General features: G+C 73.8%; 19 protein-coding genes. 9 read left to right on the forward strand and 10 right to left on the reverse strand.

Annotated elements, in window-relative coordinates; translation table 11 throughout:
* Positions 1–230 precede the first annotated feature (230 nt).
* The 3 genes from IE271_RS17620 to IE271_RS17625 all read right to left on the reverse strand — a co-directional run bounded on the left by IE271_RS17620 (position 231) and on the right by IE271_RS17625 (position 2,476).
* Positions 231–437, reverse strand: a complete 207-nt coding sequence (locus IE271_RS17620) for a hypothetical protein (protein ID WP_190191290.1) — start codon at positions 435–437, stop codon at positions 231–233.
* Between the two features lie 213 nt (positions 438–650).
* The gene (locus IE271_RS43330; RefSeq protein ID WP_268256198.1) at positions 651–767 is read right to left on the reverse strand and encodes an SGM_5486 family transporter-associated protein; all 117 of its coding nucleotides are present in this window, start codon (positions 765–767) and stop codon (positions 651–653) included.
* 302 nt (positions 768–1,069) lie between these two features.
* Entirely contained in the window at positions 1,070–2,476 is a 1,407-nt protein-coding gene (locus IE271_RS17625; protein WP_373308779.1) for a CynX/NimT family MFS transporter, read from the reverse strand.
* 106 nt (positions 2,477–2,582) lie between these two features.
* Here IE271_RS17625 and IE271_RS17630 point away from each other — a divergent pair, with 106 nt between their 5' ends.
* Positions 2,583–3,278: a FadR/GntR family transcriptional regulator gene (locus tag IE271_RS17630; RefSeq protein ID WP_190191291.1), complete on the forward strand. Its 696-nt coding sequence runs from the start codon at positions 2,583–2,585 to the stop codon at positions 3,276–3,278.
* Here IE271_RS17630 and IE271_RS17635 read toward each other — a convergent pair.
* The 3 genes from IE271_RS17635 to fabG form a co-directional block, all read right to left on the reverse strand.
* Positions 3,262–3,600 (reverse strand): hypothetical protein, encoded by a 339-nt coding sequence (locus IE271_RS17635; RefSeq protein WP_229919390.1) that lies wholly within the window; start codon positions 3,598–3,600, stop codon positions 3,262–3,264. The two genes, IE271_RS17630 and IE271_RS17635, sit on opposite strands and share 17 nt — an antisense overlap.
* A 194-nt stretch (positions 3,601–3,794) precedes the next feature.
* On the reverse strand, positions 3,795–4,562 hold the full coding sequence (fabI, locus tag IE271_RS17640) for an enoyl-ACP reductase FabI (RefSeq protein WP_190191292.1): 768 nt from the start codon (positions 4,560–4,562) through the stop codon (positions 3,795–3,797).
* A gap of 5 nt (positions 4,563–4,567) precedes the next feature.
* A complete protein-coding gene (gene fabG / locus IE271_RS17645; RefSeq protein WP_190191293.1) occupies positions 4,568–5,272 on the reverse strand; it encodes a 3-oxoacyl-[acyl-carrier-protein] reductase in 705 nt (234 codons plus the stop codon).
* Positions 5,273–5,621: 349 nt separating this feature from the next.
* On the opposite strand from fabG, the gene IE271_RS17650 reads away from it, so the two are divergent.
* The 3 genes from IE271_RS17650 (at position 5,622) to tyrS (ending at position 9,918) form a co-directional block, all read left to right on the forward strand.
* A complete protein-coding gene (locus tag IE271_RS17650; RefSeq protein ID WP_190191294.1) occupies positions 5,622–7,145 on the forward strand; it encodes a TldD/PmbA family protein in 1,524 nt (507 codons plus the stop codon).
* Entirely contained in the window at positions 7,142–8,536 is a 1,395-nt protein-coding gene (locus tag IE271_RS17655) for a metallopeptidase TldD-related protein (RefSeq protein WP_190191295.1), read from the forward strand. The genes IE271_RS17650 and IE271_RS17655 overlap by 4 nt, the downstream gene beginning before the upstream one ends.
* 107 nt (positions 8,537–8,643) lie before the next feature.
* Positions 8,644–9,918, forward strand: a complete 1,275-nt coding sequence (gene tyrS / locus IE271_RS17660; protein ID WP_190191296.1) for a tyrosine--tRNA ligase — start codon at positions 8,644–8,646, stop codon at positions 9,916–9,918.
* A gap of 233 nt (positions 9,919–10,151) precedes the next feature.
* Here the strand turns inward: tyrS and IE271_RS17665 are convergent, their stop codons facing one another.
* Positions 10,152–10,439 (reverse strand): GlsB/YeaQ/YmgE family stress response membrane protein, encoded by a 288-nt coding sequence (locus IE271_RS17665; RefSeq protein ID WP_190191297.1) that lies wholly within the window; start codon positions 10,437–10,439, stop codon positions 10,152–10,154.
* Between the two features lie 235 nt (positions 10,440–10,674).
* Here IE271_RS17665 and IE271_RS17670 point away from each other — a divergent pair, with 235 nt between their 5' ends.
* Both IE271_RS17670 and IE271_RS17675 read left to right on the forward strand, forming a co-directional pair.
* The gene (locus IE271_RS17670; RefSeq protein WP_190191298.1) at positions 10,675–11,052 is read left to right on the forward strand and encodes a DUF3099 domain-containing protein; all 378 of its coding nucleotides are present in this window, start codon (positions 10,675–10,677) and stop codon (positions 11,050–11,052) included.
* 283 nt (positions 11,053–11,335) lie between these two features.
* Positions 11,336–11,596, forward strand: coding sequence for a hypothetical protein (locus IE271_RS17675; RefSeq protein WP_373308783.1), 261 nt, complete (start codon positions 11,336–11,338; stop codon positions 11,594–11,596).
* 18 nt (positions 11,597–11,614) lie between these two features.
* Here the strand turns inward: IE271_RS17675 and moaA are convergent, their stop codons facing one another.
* From moaA to IE271_RS17690, 3 genes are all read right to left on the reverse strand, one after another.
* Complete coding sequence (gene moaA, locus IE271_RS17680; RefSeq protein ID WP_190191300.1) at positions 11,615–12,604, reverse strand: GTP 3',8-cyclase MoaA; 990 nt, start codon at positions 12,602–12,604, stop codon at positions 11,615–11,617.
* A gap of 209 nt (positions 12,605–12,813) precedes the next feature.
* The gene (locus IE271_RS17685) at positions 12,814–14,451 is read right to left on the reverse strand and encodes a monocarboxylic acid transporter (protein WP_190191301.1); all 1,638 of its coding nucleotides are present in this window, start codon (positions 14,449–14,451) and stop codon (positions 12,814–12,816) included.
* A complete protein-coding gene (locus tag IE271_RS17690; protein WP_190191302.1) occupies positions 14,448–14,804 on the reverse strand; it encodes a DUF485 domain-containing protein in 357 nt (118 codons plus the stop codon). Before IE271_RS17690 ends, IE271_RS17685 begins: the two co-directional genes overlap by 4 nt.
* Before the next feature lie 369 nt (positions 14,805–15,173).
* On the opposite strand from IE271_RS17690, the gene IE271_RS17695 reads away from it, so the two are divergent.
* The 3 genes from IE271_RS17695 to IE271_RS17705 all read left to right on the forward strand — a co-directional run bounded on the left by IE271_RS17695 (position 15,174) and on the right by IE271_RS17705 (position 20,180).
* Entirely contained in the window at positions 15,174–16,700 is a 1,527-nt protein-coding gene (locus tag IE271_RS17695; protein WP_190191303.1) for a S8 family serine peptidase, read from the forward strand.
* A gap of 199 nt (positions 16,701–16,899) precedes the next feature.
* Positions 16,900–18,447 carry a S8 family peptidase gene (locus tag IE271_RS17700; RefSeq protein WP_190191304.1) on the forward strand — a complete coding sequence of 516 codons (1,548 nt, stop codon included), beginning with the start codon at positions 16,900–16,902 and terminating at the stop codon, positions 18,445–18,447.
* A 257-nt stretch (positions 18,448–18,704) separates the two neighbouring features.
* Complete coding sequence (locus IE271_RS17705; protein WP_373308784.1) at positions 18,705–20,180, forward strand: CoA transferase; 1,476 nt, start codon at positions 18,705–18,707, stop codon at positions 20,178–20,180.
* The last annotated feature ends 58 nt before the right edge of the window (positions 20,181–20,238 follow it).

Below are 20,238 nucleotides of genomic sequence, written 5' to 3' on the forward strand. Positions count from 1 at the left end.
TGGAGGGGCCGGCGGGAACGGCGGCCACGAGGGGCGGGGCGGGCGCCGGACGGCGGGAGGTTCCGGCGCGAGGGCGGTGTCCGTGGACGCGCCGGGGCCGGACGGCGGAGAGGCCCGGCGCGGGCGGCGTGCCTGAGGGGCGGGGCAGGGCGGAAAAGGCCGGGGTCCCAGGGGCCGCGCCACCCGTCTCCCAGAGCCCCGCGACCGTCCTCAGACCCCGTCGCCGTCCCTCACCGCGCCATCGCCTGCTGCACGCGCTCCAGGAAGTGGGCGAGCGCCGGCTCCGCGCCCGCCGCCGGGGCGTCCGCGGGGTGGGCCATCAGCAGCAGGAGCACGGCGAAGGCCAGGGCCGGGAGGGCCAGGGCCCACCAGCGCAGCCGGGTCTCCGCGCCGCCCGTGGTCGCGGGATGGAACCGGGTGTCCGTGCCGGCCGACATGGTGCCTCCGTGGGTCCTCGAGTGGTCCGTGGCCCCCGTCCGCCCCGGCCACATCTCGAAGGTACGGACTCCCCGCCGCCCACCCCATCCGGTGATCCACCCACTTGACCCTGAGTCTCACCCCCTAGGGGGCAGGGGGGTTAACCCCACCCTCCGTACCCGGGCGGCCGTACCCGTCCGCGGGACGGGCGGGGCCGTGGCGGAGGGCACGGGTCAGGGGGCGGCGATGGATGCGATCACTCCGATGACCACGGTGATGGCCAGCATCGCGCCGAAGACGAGCAGCATCTTCTTCTGGCCGTTCTGGGGGTTCGGGTCGAGCACAGGCATGCGGACAGTCTCGCACCCTCCGCCCCTCCGCGGGCCGCAGGGGTCGTCTGAGCCCGCGCGTCGCGCACGGCCGGCGGACTCGCGCCACCCGTCGCCGCGACGCCGCACCCGGCCGGCGCCGCGGCAGTACCCGGTCGGCGCCGCGACGCCGTGCCCGGGCCGTACGCCGTGCCCGGGCCGTAGGCCGTGCCCGGGCCGTAGGCCGTACGTCGTGCACCCTGCGCGAGCCGTACGCCGTGCGCAGCGCCGCACGCCTCGTCCGGGCCGTACGCCGTGTGCGTGCCCCCGGTACCGTGCCGCGCTCAGGCCGCCGCCTCGTCCTCCACCACCCGGTTGCGTCCGGCGAGGAAGCCCACCACGATCTGCGGGACCATCAGGGCGGCCATGAGGGCGATCGGCAGCCCCCAGCCGCCGCTGTGCTGGTAGAGCACGCCCACCAGCAGCGGGCCGGGGATCGAGATCAGATAGCCGGTGCTCTGCGCGAAGGCCGACAGCTGGGCGACGCCCGCCCCGGTCCTGGCCCGCATGCCGACCATGGTGAGCGCCAGCGGGAACGCGCAGTTGGAGATGCCGAGCAGCAGCGCCCACAGCCAGGCGCCGCCCTCCGGCGCGAAGTACAGGCCCGCGTACCCGGCGAGGCCGCACAGGCCGATGAGGACGACGACCGGGCCCTGGTGCGGCAGCCGGCCGGCGACCCGGGGGATCACGAACCCCAGCGGCACGCCCACGACCATCGTCAGCGCCAGCAGCAGCCCGGAGGTGCCCGCCGGGACGCCCGCGTCCCGGAAGATCTGCGCCATCCAGCCCATCGTGATGTACGCGGCGGTGGCCTGGAGCCCGAAGAAGACCGCGAGCGCCCAGGCGGTGCGGCTGCGGGTGATGCGGAGCCTCGCGGTCTCCGCGTGCGCGGAGGTGCCGCCCGGCCCTTCGGGGGTCTCCTCAGGACCCGCGGGGCCGGAGGCCGCCTGCGCCGGTGCCTGTTCCTCGCCCGCGGGGGCCGTCCCGGCCACGGACCTCCCGGCCGGCGTCCGCCCCCGGTCGCGGACGAGCGGGAGCCACGGCAGGACCGCCGCCGCGGCGAGCGCGGCCCAGACGGCCAGGCCGGGCCGCCAGCCGCCCAGCGCGTCGGCCACCGGCACGGTGACCGCCGCCGCGACGGAGGTGCCCAGGGCGAGCGCCATCGAGTACAGGCCGGTCATGGAGCCGACGCGGTCGGGGAACCAGCGCTTGACGATGACCGGCATCAGGACGTTGCTGACCGCGATGCCCATGAGGGCCAGCGCGCTGGCCACCAGGAAGACGGGGGTGCCGCCGGCGTACGGCCGGATCAGCAGGCCGGCGGTGATCGCGACCATGCCCGCGCAGACGACCGCGGCGGGCCCGAAGCGGCGGGCCAGCCGCGGCGCCATGACGCCGAAGAGGGCGAAGCACAGCGACGGCACGGAGGTGAGCAGCCCGGCGACGCTGCCGCTCATGCCGAGCCCGTCGCGCACGTCCTCCAGGAGTGCACCGAGGCTCGTGATGGCGGGGCGCAGGTTCAGGGCCGAGAGCACGATGCCGGCGACGACCAGCCGCGTCGCCCACGCGCGCGGGGCGGCCGTCACGGACGCCGCGCCCCGGGGACGGGGCCTGTCGCCGGTGCTCCGGCCGGGGCCGTCGGCCGCACGTATCGGTGCGGACGTCGCCGTCCGCGTCTCCTCGCCACTCATGAGCCCCATCATAGAATCATGGGATGATTGGCTGTCCACGTCCTCGTGGAGTGCCATGGGGCACAATCCACTGACATCCGCCCCCGTCCCGGCGCGAAGGACCGTCATGCCGCTGAGCCACCCCCGCCGTTCGGTGCTGTCCGAGCAGGTCATCAACGAGCTGCGCACCCAGATCACCTCGGGCGAGTGGCCGGTCGGCTCCCGCATCCCCACCGAGCCCGAGCTGGTCGAGCAGCTGGGCGTGGCCCGCAACACCGTCCGCGAGGCCGTGCGCGCGCTCGCGCACAACGGCCTGCTCGACATCCGCCAGGGCTCGGGCACGTACGTCGTGGCGACGAGCGAGCTGGCGGGCGTGATGCACCGGCGCTTCGCCGACGCCGCCCCGCGGCACGTCGCCGAGCTGCGCTCCACGCTGGAGTCGGGCGCCGCCAAGCTGGCCGCCCTGCGGCGCACCGAGCGCGACCTGAAGCAGCTGGACGCGCTCCTCCTGCGCCGCGAGGAGGCCTGGGAGTCGGGCGACAAGGAGGCCTTCGTGGCCGCCGACGCGACGTTCCACCTGGCGGTGGTGGCGGCGTCCCACAACGACGTGATGACGGCGATGTACGCGGACCTGGGCGAGGTGCTGCGCGACTGGCTGCGCGGCGACGTCGGCGAGGAGCTGACCCCGGAGACGTACATGGACCACGCGCCGCTCGTCGACGCGATCCGCGCGGGCGACGCCGCGGCGGCCGCCGCGGAGGCCGCGGACTACCCGGTGGTGTGCCGCCCCGGCCGCCCCGCCGACGTCAGCGCCGGTGGGTGATCCACGCACCCTGGACCTCCTTCCAGCACCGTGCGGTCAGCCGTACGGTCTCGGCCGGTCCCGCCGTGACGGGGGCGCCGTCGCTGTCGATGTCCCACCACCGGACGCACTCGACGTGCAGCCGGAGCCGGTCCGGTGCCGGATAGGGGTTGTGGCAGTACACGGTGACACGCGATCCCTCGACCGCGGTGCGGCAGGCCGCGCCGAAGGGCTGCGGCGCGGGCGCCCGGACGCCGGCGGGGTGCGAGGCGGCGTCGCCGGGCAGCGCGACCAGCAGGGCCAGCGCGACCGGCACGAGGACGAAGCGGGTGAACAGGCGCACAAGGAAGACCTCCTCGGCCGTGCTCGGCGGCGGCGCGTACGGGACGCGTACTCCACAGTGCGCGGTCACCCGTCCGCCGCGCCCGGCGGGTGGGCCGAACGGGTGACGTCCCGCCCCCCGCGCCGCGGCGGGGGACGGGACGTCACCAGGGTCGTCCGGCGTGCGCGGCCGTCACCCGGACGGCGCGCGGGCGGTCACGCGCCGATCGCGTGCAGTCCGCCGTCCACGTGGATGATCTCGCCCGTGGTCTTCGGGAACCAGTCGCTCAGCAGGGCGACGATGCCGCGGCCGGCCGGCTCGGGGTCCTTCAGGTCCCACTCCAGGGGCGCACGGGTGTCCCAGACGGACGCCAGCTCGGAGAAGCCCGGGATGGACTTGGCGGCCATCGAGCCGATCGGCCCGGCGGAGATGAGGTTGGAGCGCACGTTCTGCTTGCCCAGGTCGCGGGCGAGGTAGCGGTTGGTGGCCTCCAGGGCGGCCTTGGCCGGGCCCATCCAGTCGTACTGCGGCCAGGCGTACTGGGCGTCGAAGGTGAGGCCGACGACCGAGCCGCCGTTCTGCATCAGCGGCAGGCAGGCCATGGTCAGCGACTTCAGGGAGAACGCCGAGACGTGCATGGCGGTGGCCACCGACTCGAACGGCGTGTTCAGGAAGTTGCCGCCGAGGGCGTCCTGGGGCGCGAAGCCGATGGAGTGCACGACGCCGTCCAGGCCGCCCAGCTCCTCGCCGACCACGTCGGCCAGGCGCGCGAGGTGCTCGTCGTTGGTGACGTCCAGCTCGATGACCTTCGTGGGCTTCGGCAGCTTCTTGGCGATGCGCTCGGTCAGCGTGGGCCGCGGGAACGCGGTCAGGATGATCTCCGCGCCCTGCTCCTGGGCCAGCTTGGCGGCGTGGAAGGCGATGGAGGACTCCATCAGCACACCGGTGATCAGGACGCGCTTGCCCTCGAGAATTCCGCTCATGGTGATCAGTGACCCATTCCCAGTCCGCCGTCAACGGGAATGACGGCTCCAGTGATGTACGAGGCGTCGTCCGAGGCGAGGAACCGCACCGTCGCGGCGATCTCCTCCGGCTGCGCGTACCGGCCGAGCGGCACCTGCGACACGATGCCGGCGCGCTGCTCGTCGCTGAGCACCTTGGTCATGTCGGTGTCGACGAAGCCGGGGGCGACGACGTTGAAGGTGATGTTGCGCGAGCCCAGCTCACGGGCGAGGGAGCGCGCGAAGCCGACGAGGCCGGCCTTGGAGGCGGCGTAGTTCGCCTGCCCGGCCGAGCCGAGGAGGCCCACCACCGAGGAGATCAGGACGACGCGGCCCTTCTTGGCCCGCAGCATGGCGCGGTTGGCGCGCTTCACGACCCGGAAGGTGCCGGTGAGGTTGGTGTCCAGGACGGACGTGAAGTCCTCCTCGGACATGCGCATCAGGAGCTGGTCCTTGGTGACGCCGGCGTTGGCGACGAGGACCTCGACGGGACCGTGGGTCTCCTCGATCTCCTTGTAGGCCTGCTCCACCTGCTCGGCGTCGGTGATGTCGCACTTGACGGCGAGGAACCCCTCCGGGGGCTCCCCCGAGCGGTACGTGATCGCGACCTTGTCGCCCGCGTCGGCGAAAGCGCGGGCGATGGCGAGGCCGATGCCCCGGTTTCCTCCGGTGACGAGAACCGAGCGGCTCAACGGATCACCCTTTCGATAGCGGTCGGAACCCCCTGCGCGACTCCTGCGGGACAGGCGGGCTTCCCCGAAAACCTATCGGTCCGTGTCTCCGGTCGGGCAATCGGGCACCGACAGTGGCACACGGGCCTCTCTGTCGGGTCCCTACAGTCGCGTCCCGGCCCGGAGCGCCGCGCCGGGGCGCCGGGAGACCGTACGGGCCGGTGGCCGCCGCGCCCGCCCGGGCGGGACGGACCCGGCACGCGGCTCGTACGCATTTCCGGTGGGCCCGGTCCGCGGGAGATGATTCACTGCCCGCGACGGTCACAGGAGACGGTCGCAAGAGGCGGACACCGCGAAGGGAACCCCACCCGTGCCCCATGACATCGATCAGTCGTTCCTGGCGCTGCCGCTGAGGGCCCTGGCCGACGCGGCGCTCGCGCGGGCCCGTGCGCTCGGCGCCGAGCACGCGGACTTCCGGTTCGAGCGGGTGCGCAGCGCCTCCTGGCGGCTGCGGGACGCCAGGCCGGCGGGCTCCTCGGACACCACGGACCTCGGGTACGCGGTCCGGGTCGTGCACGGGGGCACCTGGGGGTTCGCCTCCGGCGTGGACCTGAGCATGGACGCGGCCGCGCGGGTCGCCTCGCAGGCGGTCGCCATGGCGAAGCTGTCCGCGCAGGTGATCAGGGCGGCCGGGTCCGACGAGCGCGTGGAGCTGGCCGACGAGCCCGTGCACAGCGACAGGACCTGGGTCTCCTCCTACGAGGTGGACCCCTTCTCCGTGCCGGACGAGGAGAAGTCGGGACTGCTGGCGGACTTCAGCGCGCGGCTGCTGGCGGCCGACGGCGTGGACCACGTGGACGCCTCGCTGCTCACCGTGCACGAGAACAAGTTCTACGCGGACACGGCGGGCACCGTGACCACGCAGCAGCGCGTGCGGCTGCACCCGCAGCTGACGGCCGTCGCGGTCGACTCCTCCAGCGGCGAGTTCGACTCGATGCGCACCCTCGCGCCGCCGGTGGGGCGCGGCTGGGAGTACCTGACGGGCACCGGCTGGGACTGGGAGGGCGAACTCGAACAGATCCCGGAGCTGCTCGCCGAGAAGATGCGCGCGCCGAGCGTGCAGGCCGGGGTGTACGACCTGGTCGTGGACCCCTCCAACCTCTGGCTGACCATCCACGAGTCCATCGGGCACGCCACCGAGCTGGACCGCGCGCTGGGCTACGAGGCCGCGTACGCCGGGACCTCCTTCGCCACCTTCGACAAGCTGGGGAAGCTGAAGTACGGCTCCGAGCTGATGAACGTGACGGGCGACCGGACCGCCGAGCACGGGCTCGCCACCGTCGGCTACGACGACGAGGGCGTGGCCGGGCAGTCCTGGGACCTGGTCAGGGACGGCCGCCTCGTCGGCTACCAGCTGGACCGGCGCATCGCCCGGCTGACCGGCTTCGAGCGGTCCAACGGCTGCGCGTACGCCGACTCCCCCGCGCACGTGCCCGTGCAGCGCATGGCCAACGTCTCGCTCCAGCCCGACCCGGGCGGCCTGTCGACCGAGGACCTGATCGGCGGCGTCGAGCGCGGCGTCTACGTCGTCGGCGACCGCTCCTGGTCGATCGACATGCAGCGCTACAACTTCCAGTTCACCGGGCAGCGCTTCTTCAGGATCGAGAACGGGCGGCTCGCGGGCCAGCTGCGGGACGTCGCGTACCAGGCGACGACCACGGACTTCTGGGGCTCGATGGCCGCGGTCGGCGGCCCCCAGACGTACGTCCTGGGCGGCGCCTTCAACTGCGGCAAGGCCCAGCCGGGCCAGGTGGCCGCGGTCTCGCACGGCTGCCCCTCGGCCCTCTTCCGGGGCGTCAACATTCTGAACACCACGCAGGAGGCGGGCCGATGAGCGCGCGTACGACCAGGCCGCACGAGATCGTCGAACGGGCCCTCGCGCTGTCCCGGGCCGACGGGTGCGTGGTGATCGCGGACGAGCGCTCGACCGCCAACCTGCGCTGGGCGGGCAACGCCCTGACCACCAACGGCGTCACCCGCGGACGGACGCTGACCGTGATCGCGACCGTCGACGGCAAGGAGGGCACGGCGTCCGGCGTCGTGTCCCGGTCCGCGGTGACGGCGGACGAGCTGGAGCCGCTGGTGCGGGCCGCCGAGGCCGCCGCGCGCGGGGCCGGTCCGGCCGAGGACGCGCAGCCCCTGGTGACCGGCGTCGAGCCGTCGCCCGACTTCACGGACGCGCCCGCCGAGACCTCCTCGGCCGTCTTCGCGGACTTCGCGCCGGCGCTCGGCGAGTCCTTCGCCCGCGCCCGGGCGGGCGGGCGCGAGCTGTACGGCTTCGCCAACCACGAGCTGGTCTCCAGCTACCTCGGCACGTCGACGGGGCTGCGGCTGCGCCACGACCAGCCGACCGGGACGCTGGAGCTGAACGCCAAGTCGCCGGACCGCACGCGCTCGGCGTGGGCCGGGCGGGCCACGCGCGACTTCAAGGACGTCGACCCGGCGGCGCTCGACGCGGAGCTGGCGGTCCGCCTCGGCTGGGCCGAGCGGCGCACGCAGCTGCCCGCGGGCCGCTACGAGACGCTGCTGCCGCCGACCGCGGTCGCGGACCTGCTGATCTACCAGACGTGGTCGGCGTCGGCGCGGGACGCGGCCGAGGGCCGGACGGTGTTCTCCCGGCCGGGCGGCGGCACCCGCGTCGGCGACCGGCTCTCCGCGCTGCCGCTGACCCTGCGCAGCGACCCGCACGCGCCGGGCCTGGAGAGCGCCCCGTTCGTGCTGGCCCACTCCTCCGGGGGCGACACGTCGGTGTTCGACAACGGGCTGCCGCTCACGGCCACCGACTGGATCCGCGAGGGCACCCTGGAGCGGCTGACCACGACCCGGCACAGCGCGGCCCTCACCGGTCGGCCGGTGGCCCCGGCGATCGACAACCTCGTCCTCGACGGCGGCACGGACCGCTCCCTGGAGGAGATGGTCGCCGGCACCGAGCGCGGGCTGCTGCTGACCTGCCTGTGGTACATCCGCGAGGTCGACCCGGCGACGCTGCTGCTCACAGGGCTGACCCGGGACGGTGTCTACCTCGTCGAGAACGGCGAGGTCACCGGCGAGGTGAACAACTTCCGCTTCAACGAGTCGCCGGTCGACCTGCTGGGCCGCGCGACCGAGGCGGGCCGCACGGAGAGGACGCTGCCGCGCGAGTGGGGCGACTGGTTCACGCGGGCCGCGATGCCGCCGCTGCGGGTGCCGGACTTCAACATGAGCTCGGTGAGCCAGGGCGTGTGAGGCGAGCCTCGCCGGAAACGCCGTGAGCGCTGCCGGCGGGGACGTATAACCTCGTAGACGGTGGTCATGCCGACCGCCTCGAAGATCATTCAAGGAGAACGAGAACCGTGACGGACATCGTCGACGACCTGAAGTGGCGCGGGCTCTTCGCCCAGTCCACCGACGAGGACGCCTTGCGCAAGGCGCTCGCGGACGGTCCCGTCACGTTCTATTGCGGCTTCGACCCGACCGCGGCCTCCCTGCACGTGGGGCACCTGGTGCAGGTGCTCACCGTGCGCCGGCTCCAGCAGGCCGGCCACCGGCCGCTGGCGCTAGTGGGCGGCGCGACCGGGCAGATCGGCGACCCACGCCCGACCGCGGAGCGCACGCTGAACTCGCCGGAGACGGTCGCCGGCTGGGTCGGGCGGCTGCGCAGCCAGATCGAGCCGTTCCTGTCCTTCGAGGGCGAGAACGCCGCGGTCATGGTCAACAACCTCGACTGGACGCAGGGCCTCTCCGCGATCGAGTTCCTCCGCGACATCGGCAAGCACTTCCGCGTCAACAAGATGCTGACGAAAGAGTCGGTCGCCCGGCGCCTGGAGTCCTCCGAGGGCATCAGCTACACGGAGTTCAGCTACCAGCTCCTCCAGGCCATGGACTTCCTCCAGCTGTACCGGCGGTACGGCTGCACGCTCCAGCAGGGCGGCAGCGACCAGTGGGGCAACCTCACGGCCGGCCTGGACCTGATCCACCGGCTGGAGCCGGACGCCACCGTGCACGCGCTGGCGACGCCGCTGATGACCAAGGCGGACGGCACCAAGTTCGGCAAGAGCGAGAGCGGCGCCGTCTGGCTCGACCCGGAGATGACGACGCCGTACGCGTTCTACCAGTTCTGGCTGAACACGGACGACCGGGACGTCTCGCGCTACCTGCGCATCCTGTCCTTCAGGTCCCGCGAGGAGCTGGAGGAGCTGGAGCGGCAGACCGAGGAGCGCCCGCAGGCCCGGGCCGCGCAGCGCGCGCTCGCCGAGGAGCTGACGACGCTGGTGCACGGCGCCGACCAGACGGCCGCCGTGATCGCCGCGTCCAAGGCCCTGTTCGGCCAGGGCGACCTCACGGAGCTCGACGACCGGACGCTGGCGGCGGCCCTCTCCGAGGTGCCGCACATCCGGGTCGCCGAACTCGGGCCTGTGGTGGACCTGTTCGCGGAGGCCGGCCTGGTGGCCAGCAAGTCCGCCGCGCGCCGCACGGTCAAGGAGGGCGGCGCGTACGTGAACAACGTGAAGGTCGCCGCCGAGGACACGGTCCCCGCCGCCGAGGACCTGCTGCACGGCCGCTGGCTCGTGCTGCGCCGCGGCAAGAAGAACCTGGCGGCGGTGGAGGTCACCGGCGCCGAGGGCTGAGCCGGGCCGGGGCCCGGACTTCCCGGCCGCTCGGCGGCCGGGCGGACCGGTCATCCGGCGGCCCGGCCGGGCGGCTGCCCGGGACGGCCGTGCCCGCCGGCGGCGTACGGCCTCCGGTGGCGTACGGCCGCCGCGGGACGGTGCGTGCGAAGGGGCGGTGACCGCGACACGTCGCGGTCACCGCCCCTTCGCACGTCTCGCACGTCTCGCACGTCCGGCGGGCGCGACCGCCGTCAGGCGCGCTGCCTGCGCTCCCCCCGGTTGCCGCGCATGGCCGTGTAGAGCATGTCACCGATGAAGACGATCACCACGGCCGCCACGACCTGGAGGACGTGCCGCCCCCAGTCGATGCCCGGGGTGGCCTCGATGCCGAAGGCCCGGGCGAGCGCGTTGCCGACGATGCCGCCGATGATGCCGAAGATCGTCGTCAGCCACAGCGGGCTGTGCTGCTTGCCCGGGATGATGGCCTTGGCCAGCAGGCCCAGCACGAAACCGACGATGATTGCCCACAACCAGCCCATGGCTGCCTCCTTGAACGGCCCTACACGAGCAGTACGCCCAGTCTCGGTCCGTCCGCCATACGGCGCACGTCGAGGCGTCCGTACGGGGGACGGCGCAGCCGCCGTGCTCCGGTCCGCCTCCGCCCCCGGTCTCGAAGGCCGCCGGGCCACGGCGTACCGTGGGGGTGTTCGGGCCTCGCCCCCCGACCGGGTGCGGGGCAGGGGAGCGTGCCGTACGGGCGGATGGTGGAACGTGATGCGCAAGCAGGCCGGCGGTGCCCAGGTGTTCCGGATCACCGGGGCCCGGCAGGGGCTCGCGGAGGACGTGCGCGGCCGGCAGCGCCGGTACGTCATCTCGATGTCGATCCGCACGGTGTCGGTGGTCCTCGCGGCCGTCCTGTGGAACGTCGAGCGGCACGTGGCGATCGTCGCGCTCGCCCTCGGCATGGTGCTCCCCTACATCGCCGTCGTGATCGCCAACGCGGGGCGGGAGAACGCGCCGTCGCTGCCGTCCACCTTCGTCACCGCGCCGGTCCGCCCCATGCTGACCGCGCCGCGGCAGGACGGCTCCGCGGAATCCGTCCCGGAGGACGCGGCCGGTCCCGCGGGGGGCGGACCGCACGAGCGGGCCTGATCCCGGGGGGCGTGACCCGGTCCGGCGGCCGGGCGGCGGGCCGTCCGACGCGGCGGCCGCCGGGAAGGTTGTACGGCGGCGGGTAAAAGCTCAGATCAATCATGTTGTTCCGGTGCCGGTCGACGGGTCCCCCGTGACATACTGCGTACGCGCTCCGCATCCCCCGTCGGAGCGACGGACCGACGCCGGGCAGCTCCCCCCGTGGCTGCTCGGCGTCGCCTTGTGCGCGCCCCGACGCGGCGTCCTCGCGTCCCCGCGCACGCGTTAGGGTCGGTGCGTGAACCTGAACGTCCCCGGCACCGAGCCCTCCTCCCCCGTCTGCTCCGCCAAGGGCTGCCGTGCCGACGCGGTGTGGGTGCTGGCGTGGAACAACCCGAAGCTGCACACGCCCGAGCGCCGCAAGACCTGGCTCGCCTGCGAGGAGCACCGCGAGCACCTGTCGCAGTTCCTCGGCGTACGCGGTTTCCTCAAGGACGTCGTGCCGCTCGCGGAGTGGGAGGCGGCACAGGCGGCCTCCCTGGACCCCGCCGACCGTACGGACTGACGGGCCCCGGGCGGGCGGTCAGCCGCCGATCGCCGACATCGGCCGGTCGGGCTGGAGGAACGTCGGGTCGTCGAGGCCCGAGCCGGCCTTCTTGCCCCACATCGCGAGCCGCCAGATCCGGGCGATCTCCTCGTCGGGGGCGTCCGAGCGCAGCGCGGCGCGCAGGTCCGTCTCCTCGCGGGCGAACAGGCACGTCCGCACCTGCCCGTCGGCCGTCAGCCGGGTGCGGTCGCAGGCCGCGCAGAACGGGCGGGTGACCGAGGCGATCACGCCGACGCGGTGCGGGCCGCCGTCCACGACCCAGCGCTCGGCCGGGGCGGAGCCGCGCTCCTCGGAGCCCTCGGGCGTGAGCGTGAAGCGCGTGCGCAGCGAGGCGAGGATGTCGCCGGCGGTGACCATGCCCTCGCGCTTCCAGCCGTGCTGGGCGTCCAGGGGCATCTGCTCGATGAAGCGCAGTTCGTAGTCGTGCTCGACGGCCCAGGCCAGGAGGTCGGGGGCCTCGTCGTCGTTCAGGCCCGGCATCAGGACGGTGTTGACCTTCACGGGGGTCAGACCCGCGTCGCGGGCGGCCTCGAGGCCCTCCAGGACGTCCTTGTGGCGGTCGCGGCGGGTGAGGGTCTTGAAGACGTCGGGACGGAGCGTGTCCAGCGAGACGTTGACCCGGTCCAGGCCCGCGGCCCTCAGGGCGGCGGCCGTGCGCCGCAGGCCGATGCCGTTCGTGGTCAGGGAGATCTGCGGCCGGGGCTCCAGGGCGGCCACGCGCTCCACGATGCCGGGCAGCCCGGGGCGCAGCAGCGGCTCGCCGCCGGTGAAGCGGACCTCGGTGATCCCCAGGTCGCGGACGGCGATGCCGACGAGGCGGACGATCTCGTCGTCCGTCAGGAGGTCGGGCTTGGCCAGCCACTGCAGGCCCTCCTCCGGCATGCAGTACGTGCAACGCAGATTGCACCGGTCGGTCAGCGAGACACGGAGGTCCGTGGCCGCGCGGCCGTAGGTGTCGACGAGCACCTGGCCCCCTCTCCCCTTCGTCGGGCTCCGGCCGTCCGCGCCGGGACGGCCCGCTTGTCCGGTTCCCTGCTCCGGCGAGCCTACGCGACGTCACCGACAACGTGTGCGGTCCGGTCGCACGGGACGCCGCGCGGCCGCGTCGCAGGGTGCCACGGCGCGGCCGCGGGGCCGGGGCGCGGGCACCGCGGTGCCCGCGCCCCGACGGGGCGTCAGTGCGCCCCGGTGCCCGTGAGGGAACGGACCTCCAGCTCGGCGTACTTGCCGGCGTCCGGCTCCTCCTTGGACAGCAGCGTGCCGATCCAGCCCAGCAGGAAGCCGACCGGGATGGAGATCAGGCCCGGGTTCTCCAGCGGGAACCAGTGGAAGTCGACGTCGGGGAACATCGACGTCTCCTTGCCCGAGACCACCGGCGAGAACAGCACCAGGAGCACCGCCGAGGCCAGGCCGCCGTAGATCGACCACAGCGCGCCCTGGGTGGTGAACCGCTTCCAGAACAGGCTGTAGAGGATGGTCGGCAGGTTCGCGGAGGCGGCGACGGCGAAGGCGAGGGCCACCAGGCCGGCGACGTTGAGGTCGCGGGCGAGGGCGCCCAGGGCGATGGAGACGACGCCGATGGCGACGGTCGCCCAGCGCGCGGCCCTGACCTCCTCCTTCTCGGTGGCCTGCCCCTTCTTGATGACGTTGGCGTAGATGTCGTGCGCGAACGACGAGGACGAGGCGAGGGTCAGGCCCGCGACCACCGCGAGGATGGTGGCGAAGGCGACCGCCGAGATGGTGGCGAGCAGGATGGCGCCCCAGCTGGAGTCGACGCCGCCCAGGTGCAGGGCGAGCAGCGGCGCGGCCGTGTTGCCCGCCTTGTTGGAGGCGATGATCTCGTCCGGCTTGATCAGCGCGGCCGCGCCGAAGCCGAGGGCGATGGTCATCAGGTAGAAGGCGCCGATGATGCCGATGGCCCAGTTCACCGACTTGCGGGCGGCCTTGGCCGTCGGGACGGTGTAGAAGCGGATCAGGATGTGCGGCAGGCCCGCGGTGCCCAGGACCAGCGCGATGCCCAGCGAGAGGAAGTCCAGCTTGGACGTCGCGGTGAGGCCGTACTTCAGGCCCGGCTCCAGGAAGGCCGCGCCCTTGCCGCTGTTCTCGGCGGCCGAGCCCAGCAGGTCGGAGACGTTGAAGTCGAACTTCAGCAGCACCAGGAAGGTGATCAGGAGGGTGCCGAAGATCAGCAGGACGGCCTTGACCATCTGCACCCAGGTGGTGCCCTTCATGCCGCCGATGGTGACGTAGACGATCATCAGGACGCCGACCAGGGCGACGATGGCGATCTTGCCGCCGTCGCTGGTGATGCCGAGGAGCAGCGAGACGAGGACGCCCGCGCCCGCCATCTGCGCCAGCAGGTAGAAGATCGACACGACGATGGTGGAGGCGCCGGCGGCGGTGCGCACCGGGCGCTGGCGCATGCGGTACGCGAGGACGTCGCCCATCGTGTAGCGCCCCGAGTTGCGCAGCGGCTCGGCGACCAGCAGCAGCGCCACCAGCCAGGCGACGAGGAAGCCGATGGAGTACAGGAAGCCGTCGTACCCGAACAGGGCGATGGCGCCCGCGATGCCGAGGAACGACGCGGCGGACATGTAGTCGCCGGAGACGGCGAGGCCGTTCTGGAAGCCGGAGAACTGGCGTCCGCCCGCGTAGAAGTCGGCGGCGTCCTTGGTCTGCCGGCCGGCCCACACGGTGATGACGAGGGTGGCCACCACGAAGACCGAGAACAGGGTGATGATCAGCGGCCGGTGCTCGCTCGCCTCGCCCGCGGCGAGCTGGAGCTGCTGGACCTGGGTGATCGCGGGGCTCATGCGCCGCCCTCCATCCGGGACTTGATCGCCTCGGCCCTGGGGTCGAGCTTCGTGGCGGCGTGCCGCGAGTACCACCAGGCGATGAGGAAGGTGGTGAGGAACTGGGCGAGGCCCAGGACCAGGGCCACGTTGATGTTGCCGAACAGCTTGGTGCCCATGAAGCCGCCCGCGTAGTTCGACAGCAGGACGTACAGCAGGTACCAGGCGATGAAGGCGACGGTCAGCGGGAAGGCGAACGAGCGGTGCGCGCGGCGCAGTTCACCGAACTCCGCGCTCTGCTGGACCTCGACGAACTCCTCGGTGGAGGGGAGCGGGGGCTGTGATTTCGAGGGTGGCGGTGCGTCGGTGGCCACGGGGTCTCCTCGCGGTGCGGGTGCGGTGTCGGTGGTGGACGGCGGCGGACAGGGACCGGGAAGCACGGACGGCGGGCAGCACGGGACAACGGCCCGGTCGTGACGTGGATCACGCGGATCGGGTCGCGATGGTAGAGCCACGGGCCGAGATCCGACAGGGGGCCGGGCCGGGTCCGCGCTTCCTGCACAAGGGCACGGCGCAGCCCGGGGAGCGGTTCAATTCCCCGCCGCTCTTTTCGAAGTCATTTCCGGAAAACGTTGCTGGCCAGGAAGAACGGGATATAGCGTCGCCCTGCACCACCCCGTCATGTACCTGCCCGACACCACCTGTGCCCGGGCGGGTGTCGCTCAGGATGATGTGGAGACCCCATGGCTCATCTGCGTTCCAGACGCCGGGCTGCCCTCGCCGTGCCGGCCGCGCTGGCCCTGACGGCCACGCTCGGCTTCCTGCCCGGCGTCGCCTCGGCCGCCGAGCGCACCGCGCCCGCGACGGCGGCCGCGGACGGACCGTCCCTGGCGTACGTGGTCAACACCCGGACGGACCACCGCACGACAGCGACGGTGGAGAAGGCGATAGCCCGGGCCGGGGGGACGGTCGTCACCACGTACGAGAAGATCGGCGTGATCGTCGTCCACTCGGCCGCCACGGACTTCGCGGAGCGCATCCGCGCGGTGCGCGGGGTGCAGTCGGCGGGCGCGACCCGCACGGCGCCGCTGACCGCCGCCGGCACGACGGACGAGGGCGCCGTGCAGCGCCTGACGGCGGCGGAGGCGAAGCGGACCGCCGCGCGCGGCGCCGAGGGCGCGGAGCCCCTGGAGGCCGACCAGTGGGACCTGCGCGCGATAGGCGCCGACAAGGCCGCGAGGATCGACCCCGGCAGCCGCGGGGTGACCGTCGCCGTGATCGACACCGGCGTCGACGACACCCACCCGGACCTGGCCCCCAACTTCTCCGCGGCGCAGTCCGCGAACTGCGTCGGCGGCAAGGCCGACACCAGCGAGGGCGCCTGGCGCCCGTACGACCCGGCCGAGGACTACCACGGCACGCACGTGGCCGGTGAGATAGCCGCGGCCCGCAACGGCGTCGGCGTCGCCGGCGTCGCCCCCGGCGTCAAGGTCGCCGGCATCAAGGTGAGCGACCCGGACAACGGCCTCTTCTACCCGGAGAACGTCGTCTGCGCCTTCGTGTTCGCCGCCGACCACGGCGTGGAGATCACGAACAACAGCTACTACGTGGACCCCTGGCTCTACAACTGCCTGGACGACCCGGACCAGCGCGCGATCGTCGACGCGGTCAACAGGGCCCAGCTGTACGCCCAGAAGAAGGGCACCCTCAACGTCGCCTCGGCGGGCAACTCCAACCACGACCTGGACTCCGACGCGATCGTCGACGACACCAGCCCCGACGACTCCACCGCGGTCACGCGCACGATCGACCCGCACACGTGCTTCGACGTGCCGACCCAGCTCCCGGGCGTGGTCACGGTCAGCGCCACCGGCGTGAAGGGCGCCAAGTCCTACTACTCGACCTACGGCAGGGGCGTCGTCGACGTCGCGGCGCCGGGCGGCGACAAGTACCAGATCCCGGACACCCCGTCGGCCAACGGCCGCATCCTGTCCACGCTGCCGGGCGGCGAGTACGGGTTCCTGCAGGGCACGTCCATGGCCTCGCCGCACGTCGCGGGCGTCGCCGCGCTGCTGAAGTCCACGCACCCGCACGCCGGCCCGGCGCAGCTGCAGGCGCTGCTCAAGGCCCAGGCCGACGCGAAGGCGTGCCCGAGCGAGCCCTACGACGGCGACGGCGACGGCGTCGTGGACGCCACCTGCGAGGGCGGTCCCCGCGCGAACGGCTTCTACGGCGCCGGCGTCGTGAACGCGCTGAAGGCCGTCAAGTAGCCCGGCCGTCCGCCGCGCGCCGCGCCCCTGCCGCCCGCCGGCACGGAGCACCGGCGCGCGGGGGCGGGCCGCGGGGAGGCACCGCGCCGTACCCCTCCTCCCCTCCCCCGGACCCCCGCACGTCCCGGACGTCCGGCGCCCCGCGCCCGCGGCGCCGCCCGCACGGACCCCTTCCTCCGACGAACGAACTGGAGATCCCATGACCGCGTCCCTCCCGCGCTCCCGCCGCGCCGCGGCCGTCCCGCTCGGCATGGCCCTCGCCACGGCCCTGGCCTTCCTGCCGAACGCCACCGCCTCCGCCGCCGACACCGACGCCTCCCTGGCCGCCGGCACCGCGGCGGCCACCGCCTCCGCCGACGCCGAGTCGCTCAGCTACGTGGTCAACGTCCGCGCCGGCACGGTGTCCCCGCAGATCAAGAAGGCCGTCACCGCGGCCGGCGGCACGATCGTGACGTCGTACGACAAGATCGGCGTGATCGTCGTCCACTCCTCGGACGCCGACTTCGCGAAGAAGATCCGCAAGGTGCGCGGCGTGGAGTCGGCCGGCGCCACCCGCACCGCGCCGCTGCCCTCGGCGGCCACGGCCGACATGGGCACGCCGAAGGTGCTCAGCGCCGAGGAGGTCGCCTCCGCCGACGCCGAGGCGGCCGGGGGCCAGGACCCGCTGGAGTCGCTGCAGTGGGACCTGCCCGCCATCAAGGCGGACAAGGCGCACCAGAAGTCGCTCGGCAGCAGCAAGGTCACCGTCGCCGTGATCGACACCGGCGTCGACGACACCCACCCGGACATCGCGCCGAACTTCGACCGCGAGGCCTCGGTCAACTGCGTGTCGGGCAAGCCGGACACCACCGACGGCGCCTGGCGGCCCGGCGCGGCGGAGAGCCCGCACGGCACGCACGTGGCGGGCGAGATAGCCGCCGCCAAGAACGGCGTCGGCATGACGGGCGTCGCGCCCGGCGTGAAGGTCTCCGGCATCAAGGTCTCCACCACGGAGGGCTTCTTCTACACCGAGGCGGTCGTCTGCGGCTTCATGTGGGCCGCCGAGCACGACGTCGACGTGACGAACAACAGCTATTACACCGACCCGTGGTACTTCAACTGCAAGAACGACCCCGACCAGAAGGCCCTGGTCGAGGCGGTCGAGCGCGCCTCGTCGTACGCGGAGAGGAAGGGCACCGTCAACGTCGCGGCGGCGGGCAACGAGAACTACGACCTGGCGGCCGACTCGATCACCGACCCGTCCTCGCCCAACGACACCACCCCCTCGGACCGCGAGATCGACCCGTCGAAGTGCCTCGACATCCCGACCCAGCTCCCGGGTGTCGTGACGGTCGCCTCGACCGGCGCCAAGGGCATCAAGTCGTCCTTCTCCAACTACGGTCTGGGCGTCATCGACATCGCGGCCCCCGGCGGCGACTCGACCGCCTACCAGACGCCGGCGCCCCCGGCCACCAGCGGTCTGATCCTGGGCACGCTGCCCGGCGGCTCGTGGGGTTACATGGCCGGTACGTCGATGGCGTCGCCGCACGTCGCGGGCGTCGCCGCGCTCATCAGGTCGACGCACCCGCACGCCACGCCCGCGCTGGTGAAGACCCTGCTGTACGCGGAGGCCGACGCCACGCCGTGCACCGAGCCGTACGACATCGACGGCGACGGCGAGACGGACGCGGTCTGCGAGGGCTCCAAGCTCCGCAACGGCTTCTACGGCTGGGGCACCGCCGACGCGCTGGACGCGGTGACGAAGTAGGCGCACGCCGCGCGGGGACCCGGGACGGTCCTCTGCGCGCACACGACCGGGGCCGGACGCGTGACGCGTCCGGCCCCGGCGCGTCGTGGACGGGGACGGGGACGGCCGGAAAGCCGTACGACGGGGCCGGGACGGAAGGCGGGCCGTACGCCCTGGCCGGAGACGCGGGAGGCGTGCGGCCGGGACGGCGGAGAGACGGACGGGAGAGGCGCGTGACCGGGACGGGCCGGGAAGCGGACGAGGCGGCGCACGGTGCGGTGGACGAGGCGGCCGCGGGGGCGGAGTACGTGGGGGCGGAGTACGCGTGGAAGCGGCTGGGCGGGGACCCCGCCCTCCTCTCCCGCGTCTCGGCGGTCGTCCGCGAGGGGGCGCTGCCCGCGCGGCTGCCCGTACGGGAGCTGGCGCGGGCGTGCGTGGCGGCCTGCGCGCTGGCGGCCGCGGAGCTGACCGCCCGCCGCACCGGGCGCGACGTGCCCGCGGTGCGGGTGGACGACGGGGCCGTGGCCACGGCGTTCACCAGCGAACGGCATCTGCTCGTGGACGGCAGGGCGCCCGTGAACTTCGCGCCCCTGTCCCGGTTCTGGCGGACGGCGGACGGCACGCTGCGCACGCACGCCAACTACCCGCACCACCGCGCGAGGTTCCTCGGCGCGCTGGGGCTCCCGCCCGACGCGTCGGCGGACGCCGTCGCCGCGGAGCTCGCCGGGCGGTCCGCCCGTGCGGTGGAGGAGGAGGTGTACGCGGCGGGCGGGCTCGCGGTGGCCCTGCGCACGCCCGGGGAGTGGGCCGTGCACCCGCACGGCGCGGCGGTGGCCGGGCAGGACCTGCTGGAGCGCGGCCGGCTGGACTCCGCCCCCGCGCGCGTCTTTCCGCCCCTCGCCGGCGGCCCCCTGCTGCCCATGGCCGGGCTGCGCGTGCTGGACCTCACCCGGGTGATCGCCGGACCGGTCGCCACCCGCACCCTCGCCCTGCTCGGCGCCGACGTGCTGCGCCTGGACGCCCCCTGGCTGCCGGAACTCCCCGACCAGCACGCGGACACCGGCTTCGGCAAGCGGTCCGCCACGCTCGACCTCGGTACCGACCGGGACGCCTTCGCGTCGCTGCTGGCCTCGGCGGACGTGGTCGTCACCGGCTACCGGCCCGGCGCGCTGGACCGCTTCGGGCTCACCCCCGAGGCGCTGGCCGCGCGCAGGCCCGGAATCGTGGTGGCCCAGGTGTCGGCGTGGGGCGGGGGCGGACCGTGGGCCGGGCGGCGCGGCTTCGACAGCCTGGTGCAGGTGGCGACCGGCATCGCGAGCGTCGAGGGCGGCCCGGACCGGCCGGGCGCGCTGCCCGCCCAGGCCCTGGACCACGGCACCGGGCACCTCCTGGCGGCGGCGGTCCTGCGGGCGCTCACCGAGCAGGCGGAGGAGGGCGGCACGCGGTACGCCCGCCTGGCGCTGGCCCGTACGGCGACGTGGCTGACACGGGGGCTCGGCGGCACCGGGGGCGGCGGGAAGGGACGGGGCCGGGACGGCGGCCGCGGCCGGCCGGAGGAGGACACCGGCGCCGTCGCGCCCGTGGCCGTGGCCGCGGACGCCCCGTACACCGGTCCGGACGCCTGGCTGGGCGAGACCGGCAGCCCGCTCGGGCGGCTGCGGTACGCGCTGCCGCCCGTCTCCTTCGCCGGCGGCCCGGCCGACTGGTCGCGGCCGCCGGGTCCCTGGGGCGCGCAGCCCGCGCGCTGGGAGTGAACGAGGTCCCCGTGCCCTCCCCCGTTCGTCGCGTCCCGCCGTGGACGCGACGACGTTC

It is taken from the genome of Streptomyces minutiscleroticus (assembly GCF_014650875.1).
In the GTDB taxonomy this organism is placed as follows: Bacteria; Actinomycetota; Actinomycetes; order Streptomycetales; family Streptomycetaceae; genus Streptomyces; species Streptomyces minutiscleroticus.

Bases quoted from the DNA above. Each gene is read 5' to 3' on its own strand.
- IE271_RS17620 (WP_190191290.1), bottom strand. From the start codon at position 437: ATGTCGGCCGGCACGGACACCCGGTTCCATCCCGCGACCACGGGCGGC.
- IE271_RS43330 (WP_268256198.1), bottom strand. From the start codon at position 767: ATGCCTGTGCTCGACCCGAACCCCCAGAACGGCCAGAAGAAGATGCTG.
- IE271_RS17625 (WP_373308779.1), bottom strand. From the start codon at position 2,476: ATGAGTGGCGAGGAGACGCGGACGGCGACGTCCGCACCGATACGTGCG.
- IE271_RS17630 (WP_190191291.1), top strand. From the start codon at position 2,583: ATGCCGCTGAGCCACCCCCGCCGTTCGGTGCTGTCCGAGCAGGTCATC.
- fabI (WP_190191292.1), bottom strand. From the start codon at position 4,562: ATGAGCGGAATTCTCGAGGGCAAGCGCGTCCTGATCACCGGTGTGCTG.
- IE271_RS17655 (WP_190191295.1), top strand. From the start codon at position 7,142: ATGAGCGCGCGTACGACCAGGCCGCACGAGATCGTCGAACGGGCCCTC.
- IE271_RS17665 (WP_190191297.1), bottom strand. From the start codon at position 10,439: ATGGGCTGGTTGTGGGCAATCATCGTCGGTTTCGTGCTGGGCCTGCTG.
- IE271_RS17670 (WP_190191298.1), top strand. From the start codon at position 10,675: ATGCGCAAGCAGGCCGGCGGTGCCCAGGTGTTCCGGATCACCGGGGCC.
- IE271_RS17685 (WP_190191301.1), bottom strand. From the start codon at position 14,451: ATGAGCCCCGCGATCACCCAGGTCCAGCAGCTCCAGCTCGCCGCGGGC.
- IE271_RS17695 (WP_190191303.1), top strand. From the start codon at position 15,174: ATGGCTCATCTGCGTTCCAGACGCCGGGCTGCCCTCGCCGTGCCGGCC.
- IE271_RS17700 (WP_190191304.1), top strand. From the start codon at position 16,900: ATGACCGCGTCCCTCCCGCGCTCCCGCCGCGCCGCGGCCGTCCCGCTC.